Origin of the sequence: Pseudomonas sp. P4795 (assembly GCF_048822895.1) — a bacterium.
Lineage (GTDB): Bacteria > Pseudomonadota > Gammaproteobacteria > Pseudomonadales > Pseudomonadaceae > Aquipseudomonas.
This window is the reverse complement of record NZ_JBMFBT010000006.1, coordinates 145790-162750: the sequence shown is the minus strand read 5'-3', so window position 1 is coordinate 162750 and position 16961 is coordinate 145790. Positions and strand designations below refer to the sequence as shown.

Below are 16961 nucleotides of genomic sequence, written 5' to 3'. Positions count from 1 at the left end.
GCCGTCTGCGGCTCAAAAAGCCAACTTATAACCAATCAACACCAGCATCGTCGCCAGGCACGGGCGCAGCACTTCATCGGAGATGCGTCCGGTCAGGTGGCTGCCGAGCCAGATCCCCGGCAGCGAGCCGATCAGCAGGAAACCCAGCACGCCCCAATCCATGTTGCCCATGCTCGCGTGGCCGAGGCCGGCGACCAGGGTCAGCGGTACGGCGTGAGCGATTTCGGTGCCGACCAAGCGGCGGGTGGGCAGCAGCGGATAGAGGATGAACAGTGCGACAGTGCCGAGGGCGCCGGCGCCAATGGAGGTCAGGGCAACCATGGTGCCGAGGATAAGACCGGTGAGCACGGTCATGGCATTCAGGCGCGGACCGCTGGGGTTGTAGTTGCCGCCGGCACGTTTGTGGGCGAAATCCAGCAGGCGTTTCTTGAAGAAAATCGCCAGCGCCGTGGCGAACAGCACGAAGCCCAGCGCTTGCTTGATGATCGCGTTCATTGCATCTGGTGCGGTGTGCAGCGTGCTGAGGAACCACAACGTCATCGCCACCGCCGGCACGCTGCCGAGGGTCAGCCATCCGGTGATGGCCCAGTCGATGTTGTTGTTTTTGCGGTGCACCAGCACGCCACTGGATTTGGTGATGGCGGCGTATAGCAGGTCAGTGCCCACCGCCGTGGCCGGGTTGATGCCGAACCAGAGCAGGATCGGCGTCATCAACGAACCGCCGCCGACACCGGTCATGCCGACAATAAAACCCACCACCAGCCCGGCGATCACCAGGCCGAAATTTGCCAATTCCATTAAGACGTCCAGAAAAACGACAGGAAAAACTGGCCCGCAGCATAGCGATTTTTCTTATAACCTCCTATATCGATCCGATCTATCGTTATGCCTTTGCGCTCAATGCAGACGACGTCCCGGCTTGAAACTGTGATTGCTGTTGAGCCACACCGTCGCCAGAGCAATCAACGACAAGATCAGCAGCGCCCACGGAAACGACATCGCCCCGGCCCGATCCAGCAGCAACCCGCCGAACAATCCGCCGCCGGCAATTGCCACGTTCCACGAAGTGGTAAGCATTGCCTGCACCACGTCGACATGCTCACCCGCCGAGTCCGCCGCCGCGGTCAGCAACAACGTCGCCGAGCCGCCGAACGACAAGCCCCAGACCGCCATGCACACGTAGATCAGCCATGGCGAGGTCGTGGCCAGCGCCAGCACCAGGGCGGTCACGGCGAACACCGCGAGGCTGATCAGCGTCAGCCAGCGCAACCAGCGATCCACCAGCATGCCGATGATCCAGATCCCCACCAGCGAACACAGACCGAACACCAGCAGCACCAGATCGACGCGCTCAGCCAGCCCGGCCTGCATCAGGAACGGTGAGATATAGGTGTAGAGAATGTTGTGGCCGAGCATCCACGTCAGCACCACGAACAACACCGGGCGCACGCCGGGCATGCGCAACGCATGCAGCAGCGGCAGGCGTTCAGCGCTGGCCTGGCCGGGGCGATCCGGCACGGCGACGACAATCCACGCGGCGAGCACCAGCGCCAGCGCCGACATGATGCCGAACGACGCACGCCAGCCGATCAGATGACCCAGCCAGGTGCCGGCCGGCGTGCCCAGCGACAGCGCCACCGGCGTGCCGAGCATGGCAATCGCCAGCGCCCGGCCTTGCAGATGCACCGGCACAATCCCGCGCGCATACCCGGCCATGATCCCCCACGACAGCCCCGCCGCCATCCCGGCGAGAAACCGCGAGGCCAGAGTCAGTCCGTAATGGCCGGAAAACGTGGTGATGGTGTTGAACAACAGAAACCCGCCCACCGTCATCAGCAGCACACGCTTGCGTCCCCAGCCACGGGTGGCGACGGTCAGCGGAATCGCCGCGACAATCGAGCCCAGCGCATACAGCCAGCACTTCGCTGACGTTCAGCCCGGCGCTGATCTGTGGCAACAGTCCAGCTGGCAGAGTCTCGGTAAGGATCGCGATGAAGCCGGTCATGGCGAACGCCAGCAGCGCGGCGTAGGGCAATTTGTCTGTGCGGGTGGCACGCTCGAGGCTGGCGAAATCGGCGCTTGCGGGGTCGATCATGACGGGTGCAGCTCCCTTTGAGTCAATATGACGGCGGATTGTATACAAACCTCGCCGTCGGCCACTCTACCTGAGCGGGCTCACTGCACCGGTAAAAAATTCAAAAACAGCAGACTTTGTGCGTAATTCAGGCCAATTCTTCGATAGCGCTCGTCGAGCATTTGCGTCAGCAGATCGAGGCGCGCGACGACTTTGCCGAACTCGGTGGCGAAACTCAGGTTGCTGCCCTCCTCCGAGATTTCATTGGAGAACAGCAGCGGCTGGCCTTCCTTGTTCTGCCGCTGCGCGAGAATCCACGTGGCTTTTTCGATGTTGCGCGCGGCGTTGTTGACGAAGGTCGGGTCGATGGCATCGGTCATGTAGAACTCGGTGCGATTGCCGTGGGCAGTCACCAGCATGCTGCCGATAGCGTAGATGAACGCGCCAACACGGTCGCCGAGGAACTCCGGGCTCATGGCGTAGCTCAGCGCCGCCAGATCTTTTTTGCCACCCAATTGCGGCAAGGGTTGCTGCTGCTCGATGGCCAGGCGCACCTGTTTGACCGCTGTGTTGACGTTGAGGAACCCCGACTTGCGCAGCTCGTCTGGATTGCGCAAGTACAGTTTGCCCATCAACCGATAGAGGCTGTCGAGGTTGTCGCGCATCGCCAGAGTCGCCATACGGTCGACGCTGGTCTGCAGGAATTCCTGCGGCCGGCCCTCGCGCATCTGATTGAAAAAATTATTGCCTTCCTGATGGCTGCAGCCACCGAGCAACAACGTCGACAGACACGCCAGCAACAGGCACGGGCGGTAAATGAAAGCAGCGATCTGGCGGAAAACTCTCGGCATGTATGTTTGACGGACACGTTCCTGTGCGACGGGAGTCACCGCAACCTTGGCCATGGATAGAGCCAAAGATTGCGAAAAAGTGCAGTGTCGGGCGCACACAGCCGACCTTCGGCGCATCGCCCACTGCAAATTAGTCCGACTTTATCTTTGCAATAAACCTTTAATCCGCTATAAATTTTCACTCAAGCATCAATTAGCATGACTATTTGTCGATTCTGAAAACAACAACAAAAAGGAAAGTCAACCATGCTTCAATCCCGACACCTGCTCTCCGGCCTCGGACTGTCTCTGATGATCGCCACCCTCTCCGCTCAAGCCGCTGGCCTGACCAGCGAACACAAAGCTTTCGGCAAGACCAATGACGGCACGCCTGTCGAGCAATACATCCTGCGCAACAGCCACGGCATGCAAGCCACGGTCATCACCTACGGCGGCACCCTGCAATCGCTGCTGGTGCCGGACAAGAACGGCAAACTCGACGACATCGTGCTCGGCTTCGACGATGTGCAGGGGTACCAGAAAGGCACCGCGTACTTCGGTGCGACCATAGGTCGCTTCGGCAATCGTCTGGCGGACGGTGCGTTCGAACTCGACGGCAAGCGCTATCAAGTGCCGCAGAACGACAAGAGCAACGCCTTGCACGGCGGCACGCAGGGTTTCGACAAGAAGGTCTGGAAAGCCCAGGAAACCAAGGACGCAGACTCGGTCGGCGTGACCCTGAGTTATCTGTCGACGGACGGTGAAATGGGTTTCCCCGGCAACCTCACTACAGAGGTCACCTATCGCCTCACCGACAACAACGAGCTGCGCATCGACTACAAGGCCAGCACCGACAAGCCGACCGTGCTCAATCTGACCAACCACAGCTACTTCAACCTGGCCGGCGCCGGCAATGGCGACATCCTCAAGCAAGTCGCGACGCTGCACGCCAGCCATTACACCCCGGTCACCGCCAAACTGATTCCGACCGGCGAGCTGGCCCCGGTAGCCGGCACGCCGATGGATTTCACCAAACCGACCGCCATCGGCCAGCACATCAAGGCTGATCATCCGCAGCTGAAATTTGCCGAAGAAAAACACGGTGGTTTCGATTTCAACTGGGCGCTGGACGCCAAGGGTGATGCGAGCAAACTGGCGGCTGAAGTCAGCGATCCACATTCCGGACGGCATTTGCAGTTGTTCACCAGCGAGCCGGGGGTGCAGTTCTACACCAGCAACTTCCTCGACGGCACGGTCAAGGGCAAGGGCGGCAAGGTGTATCCGCACTGGGGCGCGTTCACTCTGGAGACGCAGCACTATCCGGATTCGCCGAACCAGAAAAACTTCCCGAGCACGCGCCTGGATCCTGGGCAGACCTATACCCAGAGCGTGCTGCTGAAATTCACCGCGAAATAACAAAATTAAGATCAAGAGATCGCAGCCTTCGGCAGCTCCTACAGGGGATCGCATTCCTTTGTAGGAGCTGCCGAAGGCTCGGGCCGCGATCGGACGATCTTTTGCTTTTATAAGACTCACGGAACCCACGGGCTATTTTGCTGCCCACTGAAAAGGTATCGACGATTTCGCAGAGGAGGATTGGATGCGTACCCTTGAACTGGCAGGCGTACAGGTTCCGGTGATTGGCCAAGGCACTTGGCGCATGGGCGAAGACCGCTCGGCGCATAAGCGTGAAGTGGCGGCGCTGCGCAGCGGCATCGAACTGGGCATGAGCCTGATCGACACGGCGGAAATGTACGCCGAGGGCGGCGCCGAAACTGTAGTCGGCGAAGCCATCGCCGGGCTACGCGATCAAGTGTTTCTGGTGAGCAAGGTCTATCCGCACAACGCCAGTCGCACAGGTATCCCTCAGGCCTGCGAGCGCAGTTTGCGCCGGCTCGGCACCGATTACATCGACCTGTATTTATTGCATTGGCGCGGCCAGTATCCGCTGGAAGAAACCGTCGAGGCCTTTGAACGGCTGCGCGAGGACGGCAAGATCGGCCGCTGGGGCGTGTCGAATTTCGATGTCGACGACCTCGAAGAGCTCTCCAACCCGGCCTGCGCGACCAATCAGGTGCTGTACAACCTCGAAGAGCGCGGCGTCGAATTCGACCTGCTGCCGTGGTGCCAGCGACAGCGCATGCCGCTGATGGCTTACTGTCCGATCGGCCAAGGCGGCGCGCTGCTCGCCGACCCGGTGCTAAAACAGATTGCCGCTCGTCACAACGTGACCCCGGCACAGGTGTCTCTGGCGTGGATTGTGCGTCAGGATGGGGTTATTGCGATTCCCAAAGCGGTGCGCCCGGAACACGTGCAACTCAATGCACAAGCGGCGCAATTGCAGCTGGATGCCGGGGATCTCGCGGCGCTGGAGCAGGCGTTCCCCGCGCCACAACGCAAGCAGCGGCTGGCCATGGTCTGAGCCACCGTCCGCTGTAGAGGGCTTTTCCCATGAGAAGCACTGATCCGCATAACGGCTTCAACCTGCAACGTTTCGTTCAGGCCCAGGACCCGGTGTTCGAACGCGTGCAACGCGAACTCGAAGAAGGCCATAAACGCAGCCACTGGATGTGGTTTATCTTCCCGCAGTTCGCCGGACTGGGCGGCAGTGAAATGTCGCGCCATTTCGCCATTCAATCGGCCGAGGAAACCCAGGCCTATCTGGCGCACGAACTGCTTGGCGCCCGTTTGCGCACATGCACGCGAATGGTGCTCAACGTACGCCAGCGCTCGATTGCCGAGATCTTCGGGCATCCGGATGACTTGAAGTTTCATTCTTCGATGACGCTGTTTGGCCAGTTCACAGCGGCGGACAGCCCGTTCAACCAAGCGCTGGATCGGTTTTTCCACGGCATTCCGGACGACTGGACGCTGCAACTGCTTGACTCAAAACAGGCCCAGTTGCCCACCGATCAGGGTTGAAAAATCGTCGTCGATAAACGGCAGTATCGCATCCGCTACCGGTTGTAATTGCCGGGTGATGTAGTGGTCGTAATCGATCGCCGCACGCCGCACTTCCAGCGGCTCCGGCCCGGCCAGCGTGATCACGTAGCTGATCCAGCCGCCATTCTGATACTGGCGTGGCCGCCCCTGCTGCGCGTTGTATTCGTCAGCCAGGCGCGCGGCGCGCACATGCGGTGGCACATTGCGTTCGTAGTCATCGAGGGTGCGGCGCAGGCGCTTGCGATAGATCAGACGCTCGTCGAATTCGCCGGCCAAGGTCTTGCGCACATAGTCGCGCACATACTCTTGATACGGCTTGCGCTGGAAAATCCGCTCGTACAACTCCTGTTGAAATTGCCGCGCCAGCAGCGACCAGTCGGTACGTACGGTTTCCAGGCCTTTGTAGACCATCTCATCGCTGCCGTCGGCGCGGGTTACCAGACCGGCGTAGCGTTTTTTACTGCCCTCCTCGGCGCCACGAATGGTCGGCATCAGAAAGCGTTTGTAGTGAATTTCGAACTGCAATTCGAGCGCACTTTCCAGCCCGTACTGTTCGCGCACATGCGCGCGCCACCAGTCGTTGACGTGCTCGACCAGTGCCCGACCGATCTGCGCCGCCTCCTCCTGATCGTGGGAGCGGCGTAGCCAGACGAAGGTCGAGTCGGTGTCGCCATAGATCACCGCGTGCCCCTGCGCTTCGATCAACTGCCGGGTACGCAGCATGATTTCGTGGCCGCGCAGGGTGATCGACGACGCCAGCCGCGTGTCGAAAAACCGGCAGCCGCTGGAACCGAGCACGCCATAGAAAGCGTTCATGATGATCTTCAAGGCTTGCGACAGCGGCGCGTTGTGTTCGCGCTTGGCGGTCTCGCGACCTTCGGCCACCCGCGCCACGATCGACGGCAGACAATGCCGGGTGCGCGAGAAGCGTGCGCCACGAAAACCCGGCACTGACTCGGCGTCGTCCGGGTGCTGCAAACCTTCGATCAGCCCCACCGGATCGATCAGAAAGGTGCGGATGATCGACGGGTACAGACTCTTGTAGTCGAGCACCAATACCGATTCGTACAGCCCCGGTTGCGAGTCCATGACGAACCCGCCGGGGCTGGCCTGCGGTGGATTGGTGCCAAGGTTTGGCGCGACGAAACCTTTACGGTGCATCAGGGGCATATACAGATGGGTGAACGCCGCGACCGAGCCGCCGCTGCGATCTGCCGGCAGCCCGGTGACACTCGCGCGTTCGAGCAAAAACGTCAGCAGTTCGGTCTTGGCGAAAATCCGCGTGACCAGCTCGCAGTCTTTGAGGTTGTACTTGGCCAGCGCCGGTTTGTCCTCGGCGAACATGCGGTTGATTTCGTCCATGCGCTGGTACGGGTTGTTGATCGCCTTGCCTTCGCCGAGCAAGGTCTGCGCGACGTTTTCCAGGCTGAACGAAGGAAAGCTCCAGGTCGCCGAGCGCAGGGATTCGATGCCGTCGATGATCAAACGTCCCGCTGCCGAGGCGAAGTAATGGTTGCGGCTGCCGTGTTCGCGCCACTGCATTTCCTCGCCACCACGCCCGAGCTTGAGCGGTACACCGAGGCGCCGCGCGTGTTCGTGGAGGATGCGCAGGTCGAACTGAATGACGTTCCAGCCGATGATCGCGTCGGGATCGTGACGGGCGAACCAGTCGTTGAGTTTCTTCAGGATCAGCGTGCGTGAGTCGCAGTATTCGAGGTCGAAGTCGACAATGCTGTCGTCACCGTTGGGCGCGCCGAGCATATACACCTGGCGTTCGCCGCAGCCTTCCAGCGCGATGGAATACAGATCGCCCTGCTCGGTGGTTTCGATATCCAGCGAGACCAGGCGCAGTTTCGGCCGGTAGTCCGGGGCGGGTTTGAGCTGGGCGTCGAGCAGCAGACCGTCGGCATCCGGGGTGCCGCTGAACCAGACGGGCGCGGTGATGAAGCGCTCCATCAGATAGCGCTCGGGCGGGCGCACGTCGGCTTCGAACACGTCAATGCTGTGACGGTTGAGCGCGGTCTCCAGCCGCATCAACTGGCCGTGCTGCTGGCAATACAGGCCAAGCACCGGGCGGTGCTCGAAATCCAGCAGGGCCAGCGGGCGCAGTTCGACGTTTTTTTCATCCGCCAAAACGCGCTCAGCCTGCTCGCGCTGGACAGCGGGTATAAACGCCACCGACGGCTGATGTGGCAAACGCAAACGGCGCGGCCCGGCGTCGGTCGCCAGCCAGAACTCGACTTCAGTGCCAGCCGGTGTATCGCGCCAATGCCGGGTCAGGACGAAGCCCTGCTGTAAATCCACCACTGCGACCTCAGGAATTGAATCAGACCGGCATTCTACGCGGCATTAGTTCGGATCACTCCATACCCTGTGGCGAGGGGATTTATCCCCGTTCGAGTGCGCAGCACTCGCAAACCTGCAACCGCAGTTTGTCTGAAGGAAAGCGTTCGCCGGTATGGGGCTGCTGCGCAGCCCAACGGGGATAAATCCCCTCGCCACAGGGTTAGAGGTGAGCCAAAAAATGAGCAAATGACGTTTTTTGCGTGCTATCTGCCGTTTTGCGCCCTTGCTCTACGGGCCAGCGTCTACGATGCTTGGATAACAACGACAACACCTGAGTAATCACCATGAAAACCGTCGCCCAACTGCTCAAGCTCAAAGATCAGAAAAATCAGGAAGTGCACCAGATCAAACCCGATCACATGGTGCTCGAAGCCTTGATGAAAATGGCCGAGAAGAATGTCGGCGCCTTGCTGGTGGTGGAAGACGACCAGGTCGTGGGGATCATCAGCGAACGCGACTACGCGCGCAAACTGGTGCTGCACGGGCGCTCATCGGTTGGCACGCCGGTGCGCGACATCATGGTGGCCAACGTGATCACCGTGGACACGCATCAGACCGTCGACACCTGCTTGGGCATCATGTCCGACAAACGCCTGCGTCACTTGCCTGTGGTGGAGAACGGTAAGCTGATCGGCCTGCTGTCGATTGGTGACCTGGTAAAAGAGGCCATCGCCGAACAGGCCGAGTTGATCAAACAGCTGGAGCAGTACATTCGCGGCGATTGATCACTCGGGCCAATGCCGCGCAAAGACCGGCGCCAGCACCGGGTGGCGGTCGATACGCTGCAACCACGCAGAAAATCCCGGGCGGCTCTGGCGCAGGTGTTCGCGGGTGCTGGCCCAGCGCGTGACCACCGCCGCCAACACATCCAGCGCGCCCGGCGTTTCGTCGTCCAGATACAGCTCGGCGGAGAATTGGTCGGCGAATACTTCCCAACTCCAGTGCAAACGCTCGCGGGCGCCCGTCATCAGATTCTGCCGCGTGGCTTCATCCGGCATCGCCAGCCAGCGCTCGGGATAATCGATGACGCCGATTGCGCTGTAGCAGTTGCTGACAATGAACACCAGCCCGCGAATCGCCTGATCGCGCTCGGCAGGCTCGCTCGGCAACAGACCGGAGTCAGGAAACGTCAGCCCAAGGTGAATCAGGATCGCCGCGCTTTCGGTCAGTGCATTGCCATCGGGCAGTTGCAAGGTCGGGATCTGCTTGAGCGGATTGAGCCTGGCCAATGCTTCGGCCGCCTCGCCGCTGGCCTCGACGTCGATGAAGCGGTAAGCGACCTGGCACAGTTCCAGCGCGGCCTCGATAGCCGCCGCGCCTGAATTGCGATGTCCGTAGAGCTGATACATAACCCCTCCTCAATCCCGACAGGCATCTTTAGTAGCCCTATTTATAGCTGGTGTATCGGATTTGGCACGCTATGCGCGTTCATCCGCAGGCTCGCGCCAGATTTTATTTTTCGGGCAGTGCATCCAAACGCGTCCGTCACGGGTAGTCCTTGTAACAGCCCGATTCGGCTGTCAGCGGTTTACCCCCATTCGGAGAAACACTGATGAACACCACCCAACTGATTTGCCTCGCCGGTCTGTTCGCCGCCACTTCAACTGCATTCGCGCAAACCGCTCTGCCGGAGAGCATCAAAGTGCCGGACGGGCACAAGGTCGCGATGGAAACCACCGGGGTCGGCGAGATCACTTACGAATGCCGCGACAAGGCCAACGCCGCCGGGCAGACCGAGTGGGTGTTTGTCGGCCCGAAAGCCGTGCTCAATGACCGCAGCGGCAAACAGGTCGGCACCTACTTCGGCCCACCAGCCACCTGGCAGGCCAAGGACGGTTCGAAAGTCACCGGCACGCAATTGGCGGTAGCGCCGTCGAGTCCGGGCAACCTGCCCTATCAACTGGTCAAGGCCAACCCGGCTGAAGGCAAAGGCGCGATGAGCGGCGTCAGCTACATCCAGCGTGTGGCGCTCAAGGGCGGCGTCGCGCCGGGCAGCGAATGCACGGCGGCGAACAAGGGCAAGCAGGAAGTGGTGAAGTATCAGGCTGACTACATTTTCTGGGCGGCGAACTGAGTTTCGCGCAGCGAGAATGAGCTGTGGGAGCAGATCTGCTCCCACAGTTGCACTGAGATGTCTGGATGTTTTGCCGATGTTTGCTAGATTGCAGGACATGTCCTTACCCGAAACCGCTTTTGATTACGAAGCCCGTTTGGCCGCCTGTGCGCGTGGCGAGCGTCAGGCCCTGCGCGATTTGTATGTGCAGGAGAGCCCGCGCCTGCTCGGCGTGGCCCGGCGGCTGGTGCGCGACACGGCGTTGGCCGAGGACATCGTGCATGACGCATTTATCAAGATCTGGGCCGGCGCGGCGGGGTTTGATCCGGCAAGAGGTTCAGCGCGCGGCTGGATGTTCACGGTAACCCGGCATCTGGCGTTGAATGTGTTGCGCAATCACAGCCGCGAAACACCGTTGCTCGACGATGAGGAAGACCTGCACATCGATGACGCCTTCGACGCGCAGGACCACTCGGCGCGCATCCACCACTGCCTGGAACAACTCGATCCGCAACGCCGGCGCTGCATCCTGCACGCCTACGTCGACGGCTACAGCCACGGGCAGATCGCCCAACGCCTCGACACGCCGCTGGGCACCGTCAAAGCCTGGATCAAACGCAGCCTGAATGCGTTGCGGGAGTGCATGGGATGACCATCGAATCGGCGCAGGATCGTGATGAACTGGCCAGCGAGTATGTGCTCGGTACGCTGCCCACCGAGCAACGCGCAGAAGTGCAAAAACGCCTGCCGAATGAGCCTGAGCTGCGTGCGGCGGTGGATGCCTGGGAGCGGCGTCTGCTGGAGCTGACTGATCTGGCGCCGGCGCAGCAACCGTCGGCGCAGTTGTGGCAGCGGATTGAACGCAGTGTCGAACGGCTGACGCACAAGGCGCCGCTGGCTGAGAACACCTCGTGGTGGAATCTACTGCCGCTGTGGCGCGGTTTGAGTGCTGCCGGGCTGGCGGCGACCTTGCTGCTCGGGTCAATCCTGCTGACGCAGACGACGCCGAAACCGAGTTTTCTGGTGGTGCTGGTGGCGCCACAGGACAAGGCGCCGGGTTGGGTGATTCAAGCGAGCAATTCGCGGGAGATCCAGTTGATTCCGCTGGGGGTGGTCGAAGTGCCGGCGGATAAAGCACTGGAATTCTGGACCAAGGCTGATGGCTGGCAAGGGCCGGTGTCGCTCGGGCTGGTGAAACCGGGGCAAGCGCTGTCGGTGCCGCTGGACAAGTTGCCGCCGCTGCAACCGAACCAGTTGTTCGAGCTGACGCTGGAGGGCGCCAACGGTTCGCCGATCGGCAAACCAACCGGGCCGATTCAAGCCATCGGGCGGGCGGTGAAGGTGTTGTGAACAATCATCATCGGCGTCGATGTTCACCATCACGTCAATGAAGTTCTCATAAAAAATCCCCGGCGTAACATCTGCTCCATACCAACCAATAAACACCCCCGGAGCAAACAATCATGAAACGCCAAATCCTTCTCAGCATCGCTTTCTCGGTTTTCGCACTGAACGCTTTTGCCGCCCCGACTCACAGCATGATCGCCGCCGATGGCTCGGATCGCCTGCACGGCCAAACCGTTGCTGCCGACGGCTCGGATCGTCTGCAAGGCAACACCGTCGCTGCCGATGGCTCGGATCGCCTGCAAGGCAACACCGTTGCCGAAGGTGGTTCGGATCGTTTGATCGAACGTCGCGCGGTCTGAATGAATGGTTGTACCGCAGCAAATCAGAAAAAACCCGGCTTATCCCAGCCGGGTTTTTTTATGGCTTTTTTTACAGTCAGCCCTTGGCCATGCAACGTCGATAGCGTTCGTCCACACGTTTGGCGAACCACGCGGTGGTCAATTTGCGGGTGATTTTCGGGCTTTGCAGCACGATCCCCGGCAGCACTGCACGAGGCAGGGTTTTGCCTTCGGCCTTCTCCGCCAGTTCAAAGACTCGTTGATAGAGTTTGGTTTCCTCGAACTCCAGCGTATTGCCCTTCTCCAGTTGATCGCGAATCTGCGGATTGCGCATGCCCAATGACTTGCCGAGGGTGCGCACCGCCAGTTCGGTGGTGCCGGGCATGATCGCGTCATAGCGAATCAAGTCGCCATCCAGCGCCAGTGGAATGCCCGACGCGCGGCTGACGGCATTCTGAAACGCCGCATTGCGGCTGGCGTACCAACCGGCGTTGAAGTCGGCGAAACGGTACAGCGGTTCACGATAGCTCACCGGATAACCGAGCAAATGCGCGATGCCGAAATACATGCCACCGCGTCGGCTGAACACTTCGCGGCGAATCGTGCCATCCACCGGGTACGGATAATCCTTGGCGTGCTGCTCGGCGAATTCGATGCTGACCTGCATCGGCCCGCCGGTGTGCACCGGGTTGAAACCGCTGAATAGCGTGCGGCCCATCGGTACCGAGCCAATGAAGTCATCGAAAATCGCGCTGAGTTCTTTTTCGCTGCGCGCCGCGCTCAGGCGTTCGCTGTAGCTCTTGCCGTTGGGTGAGCGCACTTGCAGCGCGCCGCTGACCAGCAGGCTGGGGATGTGCACTTTAGCGGCGCGGCGGTCGATTTCGTCACGGGCAATCTTGCCCAGACCGGGCACCTGCGGATCGACCTGAAACGTCGATTCCTGCTCGGCCACGGCCAGTACCGAACACAGATTCTGCGTAGTCGGGCTGATGTCCTGCGCGGCGAACGCGGCGTAGATGTCGGTGGCCCAGCCCTGGCGGTCGACGGTTTTCGCCGGCAGCAGCTTGACGATCTGCGCCTTAACCTCGGCGGGCGGGCGTGGCGCCGGTTCGTCACTGCGCTGACCGGCGCAACCGGCCAATACCAGCAGTGCGGCGAGGCTGATGAATAATCGAGGGGTGTGCATGAAGCGTCTTCCAGTCCGTTAAGCCGGGGTCACCATACGATCAATCGCCTGGCGCAGGCTAGGACTCCGTGGGGAGGGGACTGACCAAGTAACTCTTTGGAGTTACATTGACCTGAAATTTCGAGTCGAACTCAGGCTTGAGAAGCATGATGATCAGCTCCCTTTCCCCCCCTCCCATTGGGAGAGGGCTGGGGTGAGGGAAGCCGAATACATAAAAGGCCTCGCAGCCAATCAACCGGGGCCTTTTTTCCGTCCGGCAGACCGACTGGCCGCCCTGCCCGCCTGATCCATACTTGCTCCACCCCCAAGCGGAGCGCAGCCCATGAACCGCAGCGACGTTCTGATCATCGGCGCAGGGCCGACCGGACTGGTGCTGGCCCTGTGGCTGAGCAAACTGGCGATCCGCGTGCGCATCATCGACAAGACCTCCATGCCCGGCACCACCTCGCGGGCGCTGGCGGTGCAGGCGCGCACGCTTGAGCTGTACCGGCAACTGGACCTGGCCGAGACCATCGTGCGCAACGGCCACCGCGTTGCTGCGGCGAATTTCTGGGTTAAAGGCAAAGCCGTGGCGCGGTTGCCGCTGGATCGCATCGGCGAAGGTCTGACGCCGTATGCCTTTCTGAAAATCTTCCCGCAGGATCAGCATGAGCAACTGCTGATCGAACGCCTCGAAGACTACGGCGTGACGGTCGAGCGCAACACTACGCTTGAGAGTTTCGAGGAACACGGCGACGGCCTTACTGCGCATTTGCGCCTGGCCGATGGCGAGCAGGAAATCTGTCAGTCGTGCTACATCGCCGGTTGCGACGGCGCCCGTTCGGTGGTGCGCAAAACGCTGGACAGCGGTTTCCCCGGCGGCACTTACCAGCAGATTTTCTACGTCGCCGACGTGCAGGCCAGCGGCCCGGCGTTGAATGGCGAGCTGCATCTGGATCTGGACGAGGCGGACTTTCTTGCGGTGTTCCCGCTGGCCGGCGAAGGTCGCGCGCGGCTGATCGGCACGGTGCGCGATGAGCGTGCGGCACGCGCCGAAACGCTGGAGTTCTCGGATGTCAGCAGCCGTGCAATCGAGCATTTGAAAGTGCACATCGACGACGTCAACTGGTTCTCGAGCTACCGCGTGCATCACCGAGTGGCCGAGCACTTTCGCAGCGGCCGCGCGTTCTTGCTCGGCGACGCGGCGCACGTGCACAGCCCCGCCGGTGGCCAAGGCATGAACACCGGCATCGGCGATGCGATCAATCTGGCATGGAAACTCGCGGCGGTGCTCAGCGGCGCCGCCACGCCGACATTACTCGACAGCTACGAACCGGAACGCATCGCCTTCGCCCGGCGACTGGTGTCGACCACCGACAAAGTCTTCAGCTTCGTCACTGCCGAAGGGCGCATGGCGGATTTGTTGCGCACGCGATTGGCGCCGTTTCTGATTCCGAAAATGGCCGCGTTCGAGAGCAGCCGCGAATTTATGTTTCGCACCATTTCCCAGATCACCATCAACTATCGCGGGATGACCCTGAGCGAAGGCGCGGCAGGCCACGTGCACGGTGGCGACCGTCTGCCGTGGGCGCATGATGGTGAGGGGGATAATTACGAACCGCTGCGCCAGCCGTGCTGGCAGGTGCATGTGTACGGCGACACCAGCGACGAAATGATCGCCTGGTGCAACGAACATCATTTACCGCTGCATGTGTTTGACTGGCGCCCGGCGTTCGAAGCGGCAGGACTGGGGCGCAACGGGTTTTACCTGCTGCGCCCGGATACCTATGTGGCGATTGCCGATAACAGCGCCGATCCGAAAGTGATCGAGCGCTATTTTCGCGATCACGGGATCAGACCTTTCTTTTCCTGTCCCTGAACCCCGGTCAGATCCCGGCCAGAGCCAGATCCATCGCAAAGTAGGTGAAGATCAGATCCGCACCCGCGCGTTTGATCGCGCCAAGGCTTTCCCGCACCACGCGATCTTCATCAATCGCTCCGGCCTGCGCGCCGAACTTGATCATCGCGTACTCGCCGCTGACCTGATACGCCGCCAGCGGCAGGTTCGACGCTTCGCGGATGTCGCGGATGATGTCGAGGTAGGCGCCTGCCGGTTTGACCATCAGCGCATCGGCACCTTCCTGCTCGTCGAGCAACGACTCACGCAGCGCTTCGCGGCGGTTCATCGGGTTCATCTGATAGCTTTTGCGATCGCCCTTGAGCGCGCTGCCACCGGCCTCGCGGAACGGGCCATACAACGCCGAAGCGAATTTGGTCGAATAGGCCATGATCGGAATCTGGGTGAAACCGGCCTCATCCAGCGCACGGCGAATCGCCCGCACCTGGCCGTCCATCGCGGCCGACGGTGCGATCACATCGGCACCGGCACGCGCTGCTGCCACCGCTTGTTTGCCGAGGTTGATCAGGGTCTGGTCGTTGTCGACTTCATGATTGTGCATCACGCCGCAATGGCCGTGATCGGTGTACTCGCAGAAGCAGGTGTCGGACATCACGATCATTTCCGGCACTGTGTCTTTGATGGTGCGCGACATGCGCGACACCAGACCGTTTTCGCGCCAGGTGTCACTGCCAGTGGCGTCCAGATGATGCGACACGCCGAAGGTCATCACCGACTTGATGCCGGCGCGGGCATAGCGCTCGATCTCGCCCGCCAGTTTGCGCTCGGGAATGCGTGCCACGCCGGGCATGCTGTTGATCGGCACGAAATCGTCGATCTCTTCTTCAACGAAGATCGGCAACACCAGATCGTTGAGCGAAAACTCGGTTTCCTGGAACAGGCTGCGCAGGCTCGCATTGCGGCGCAGACGGCGTGGACGTGCTTCGGGGAACTGACTGGACATGGATCTTCCTGAAAAACGGCGGATGAGACGAAAGTCGTAGGGCGCGCAGCTTATGCCTTGCGGGCGCGCAGGTACAAACCTGGATCAATCAATAGTGCATTACTGCCAACGCAATAATCCTCCGCGCCCACGTTTATTGCGCGGGTTATGAGGGGATGGTCAACCCACGCATCACCGCCGGGCGCGCGACAAAGCGCTCGAGCACCCGGGTCACGTTAGGGAAATTCTTGATCCCGACCAGATCACCCGCTTCATAAAAACCGATCAGATTACGCACCCACGGAAAGGTCGCGATGTCGGCAATGGTGTAGCGCTCGCCCATGATCCAGTCGCGACCTTGAAGACGGGTTTCGAGTACGCCGAGCAGGCGTTTGCTTTCTTCGACGTAGCGATCACGCGGACGTTTGTCTTCGTAATCCTTGCCGGCGAACTTATTGAAGAAACCCAACTGACCGAACATCGGGCCGATGCCGCCCATCTGGAACATCAGCCACTGAATGGTTTCGTAGCGGGACGCGCCTTCCTGAGCCAGTAACTGGCCGCTTTTGTCGGCGAGGTAGATCAAAATCGCGCCGGATTCGAACAACGGCAGCGGCTGATCATCCGGCCCGTGCGGATCGAGGATCGCCGGGATTTTGTTGTTCGGGTTCAGCGACAGAAACTCCGGCGACATCTGATCCTGAGTGTCGAAGCCCACGCGGTGCGCCTCGTAGGGCAGGCCGATTTCTTCGAGCATGATCGAGACTTTGACGCCGTTGGGGGTCGGCAACGAGTACAGCTGAATCCAGTCTGGGTACTGCGCCGGCCACTTCTGGGTGATCGGGAACGCGGACAGATCGGTCATGGGAAGCATCCAGTCACAAATTGAGTACTGATCATAATGTAGGAGCTGCCGCAGGCTGCGATCTTTTGATCTTGACGGCTCGCGGCTGCTTAAAAGATCGCAGCCTGCGGTAGCGCCTACACGAACCGTAACATCCTGTCGCTAACCTGCGCTAAAGCCA

The 16961-nt window shown here is 60.7% G+C and carries 16 protein-coding genes and 1 pseudogene; 9 read left to right on the top strand and 8 right to left on the bottom strand.

Annotated features, from left to right (window positions below; translation table 11 throughout):
- Positions 1-12: 12 nt before the first annotated feature.
- From ACOI8A_RS18710 to ACOI8A_RS18700, 3 genes and pseudogenes are all read right to left on the bottom strand, one after another.
- Positions 13-798, bottom strand: coding sequence for a sulfite exporter TauE/SafE family protein (locus ACOI8A_RS18710; protein WP_420650171.1), 786 nt, complete (start codon positions 796-798; stop codon positions 13-15).
- 99 nt (positions 799-897) lie between these two features.
- Positions 898-2095 (bottom strand): annotated as a pseudogene (locus ACOI8A_RS18705) (MFS transporter).
- Between the two features lie 80 nt (positions 2096-2175).
- Positions 2176-2925, bottom strand: a complete 750-nt coding sequence (locus ACOI8A_RS18700; RefSeq protein ID WP_420650173.1) for a hypothetical protein — start codon at positions 2923-2925, stop codon at positions 2176-2178.
- Positions 2926-3171: 246 nt separating this feature from the next.
- Here ACOI8A_RS18700 and ACOI8A_RS18695 point away from each other — a divergent pair, with 246 nt between their 5' ends.
- The 3 genes from ACOI8A_RS18695 to ACOI8A_RS18685 all read left to right on the top strand — a co-directional run bounded on the left by ACOI8A_RS18695 (position 3172) and on the right by ACOI8A_RS18685 (position 5826).
- On the top strand, positions 3172-4320 hold the full coding sequence (locus tag ACOI8A_RS18695) for an aldose epimerase family protein (RefSeq protein WP_420650174.1): 1149 nt from the start codon (positions 3172-3174) through the stop codon (positions 4318-4320).
- A 184-nt stretch (positions 4321-4504) separates the two neighbouring features.
- Positions 4505-5326 (top strand): aldo/keto reductase, encoded by an 822-nt coding sequence (locus ACOI8A_RS18690; RefSeq protein ID WP_420650175.1) that lies wholly within the window; start codon positions 4505-4507, stop codon positions 5324-5326.
- A gap of 29 nt (positions 5327-5355) precedes the next feature.
- Positions 5356-5826, top strand: coding sequence for a DUF1810 domain-containing protein (locus ACOI8A_RS18685; RefSeq protein WP_420650176.1), 471 nt, complete (start codon positions 5356-5358; stop codon positions 5824-5826).
- On the opposite strand, the gene ACOI8A_RS18680 is transcribed toward ACOI8A_RS18685, so the two are convergent.
- Positions 5791-8151, bottom strand: a complete 2361-nt coding sequence (locus ACOI8A_RS18680; RefSeq protein ID WP_420650177.1) for a DNA polymerase II — start codon at positions 8149-8151, stop codon at positions 5791-5793. The two genes, ACOI8A_RS18685 and ACOI8A_RS18680, sit on opposite strands and share 36 nt — an antisense overlap.
- 326 nt (positions 8152-8477) lie before the next feature.
- On the opposite strand from ACOI8A_RS18680, the gene ACOI8A_RS18675 reads away from it, so the two are divergent.
- Positions 8478-8918, top strand: coding sequence for a CBS domain-containing protein (locus ACOI8A_RS18675; protein WP_420650178.1), 441 nt, complete (start codon positions 8478-8480; stop codon positions 8916-8918).
- On the opposite strand, the gene ACOI8A_RS18670 is transcribed toward ACOI8A_RS18675, so the two are convergent.
- A complete protein-coding gene (locus tag ACOI8A_RS18670) occupies positions 8919-9542 on the bottom strand; it encodes a glutathione S-transferase (protein ID WP_420650179.1) in 624 nt (207 codons plus the stop codon).
- A gap of 203 nt (positions 9543-9745) precedes the next feature.
- On the opposite strand from ACOI8A_RS18670, the gene ACOI8A_RS18665 reads away from it, so the two are divergent.
- The 4 genes from ACOI8A_RS18665 (at position 9746) to ACOI8A_RS18650 (ending at position 11952) form a co-directional block, all read left to right on the top strand.
- Positions 9746-10267 (top strand): DUF3455 domain-containing protein, encoded by a 522-nt coding sequence (locus ACOI8A_RS18665; protein WP_420650180.1) that lies wholly within the window; start codon positions 9746-9748, stop codon positions 10265-10267.
- A gap of 97 nt (positions 10268-10364) precedes the next feature.
- Positions 10365-10898 carry a sigma-70 family RNA polymerase sigma factor gene (locus tag ACOI8A_RS18660; protein ID WP_420650181.1) on the top strand — a complete coding sequence of 178 codons (534 nt, stop codon included), beginning with the start codon at positions 10365-10367 and terminating at the stop codon, positions 10896-10898.
- Entirely contained in the window at positions 10895-11596 is a 702-nt protein-coding gene (locus tag ACOI8A_RS18655) for an anti-sigma factor (RefSeq protein ID WP_420650182.1), read from the top strand. Before ACOI8A_RS18660 ends, ACOI8A_RS18655 begins: the two co-directional genes overlap by 4 nt.
- A gap of 113 nt (positions 11597-11709) precedes the next feature.
- Entirely contained in the window at positions 11710-11952 is a 243-nt protein-coding gene (locus tag ACOI8A_RS18650; protein ID WP_420650183.1) for a hypothetical protein, read from the top strand.
- A gap of 76 nt (positions 11953-12028) precedes the next feature.
- On the opposite strand, the gene ACOI8A_RS18645 is transcribed toward ACOI8A_RS18650, so the two are convergent.
- Positions 12029-13117 (bottom strand): DUF1615 domain-containing protein, encoded by a 1089-nt coding sequence (locus ACOI8A_RS18645; RefSeq protein ID WP_420650184.1) that lies wholly within the window; start codon positions 13115-13117, stop codon positions 12029-12031.
- 322 nt (positions 13118-13439) lie between these two features.
- On the opposite strand from ACOI8A_RS18645, the gene ACOI8A_RS18640 reads away from it, so the two are divergent.
- On the top strand, positions 13440-14975 hold the full coding sequence (locus ACOI8A_RS18640) for an FAD-dependent monooxygenase (protein WP_420650185.1): 1536 nt from the start codon (positions 13440-13442) through the stop codon (positions 14973-14975).
- A 7-nt stretch (positions 14976-14982) separates the two neighbouring features.
- Here the strand turns inward: ACOI8A_RS18640 and hemB are convergent, their stop codons facing one another.
- Positions 14983-15957 carry a porphobilinogen synthase gene (gene hemB, locus ACOI8A_RS18635; RefSeq protein WP_420650186.1) on the bottom strand — a complete coding sequence of 325 codons (975 nt, stop codon included), beginning with the start codon at positions 15955-15957 and terminating at the stop codon, positions 14983-14985.
- A 145-nt stretch (positions 15958-16102) separates the two neighbouring features.
- Positions 16103-16801, bottom strand: coding sequence for a glutathione binding-like protein (locus tag ACOI8A_RS18630; RefSeq protein WP_420650187.1), 699 nt, complete (start codon positions 16799-16801; stop codon positions 16103-16105).
- Positions 16802-16961: the final 160 nt, after the last annotated feature.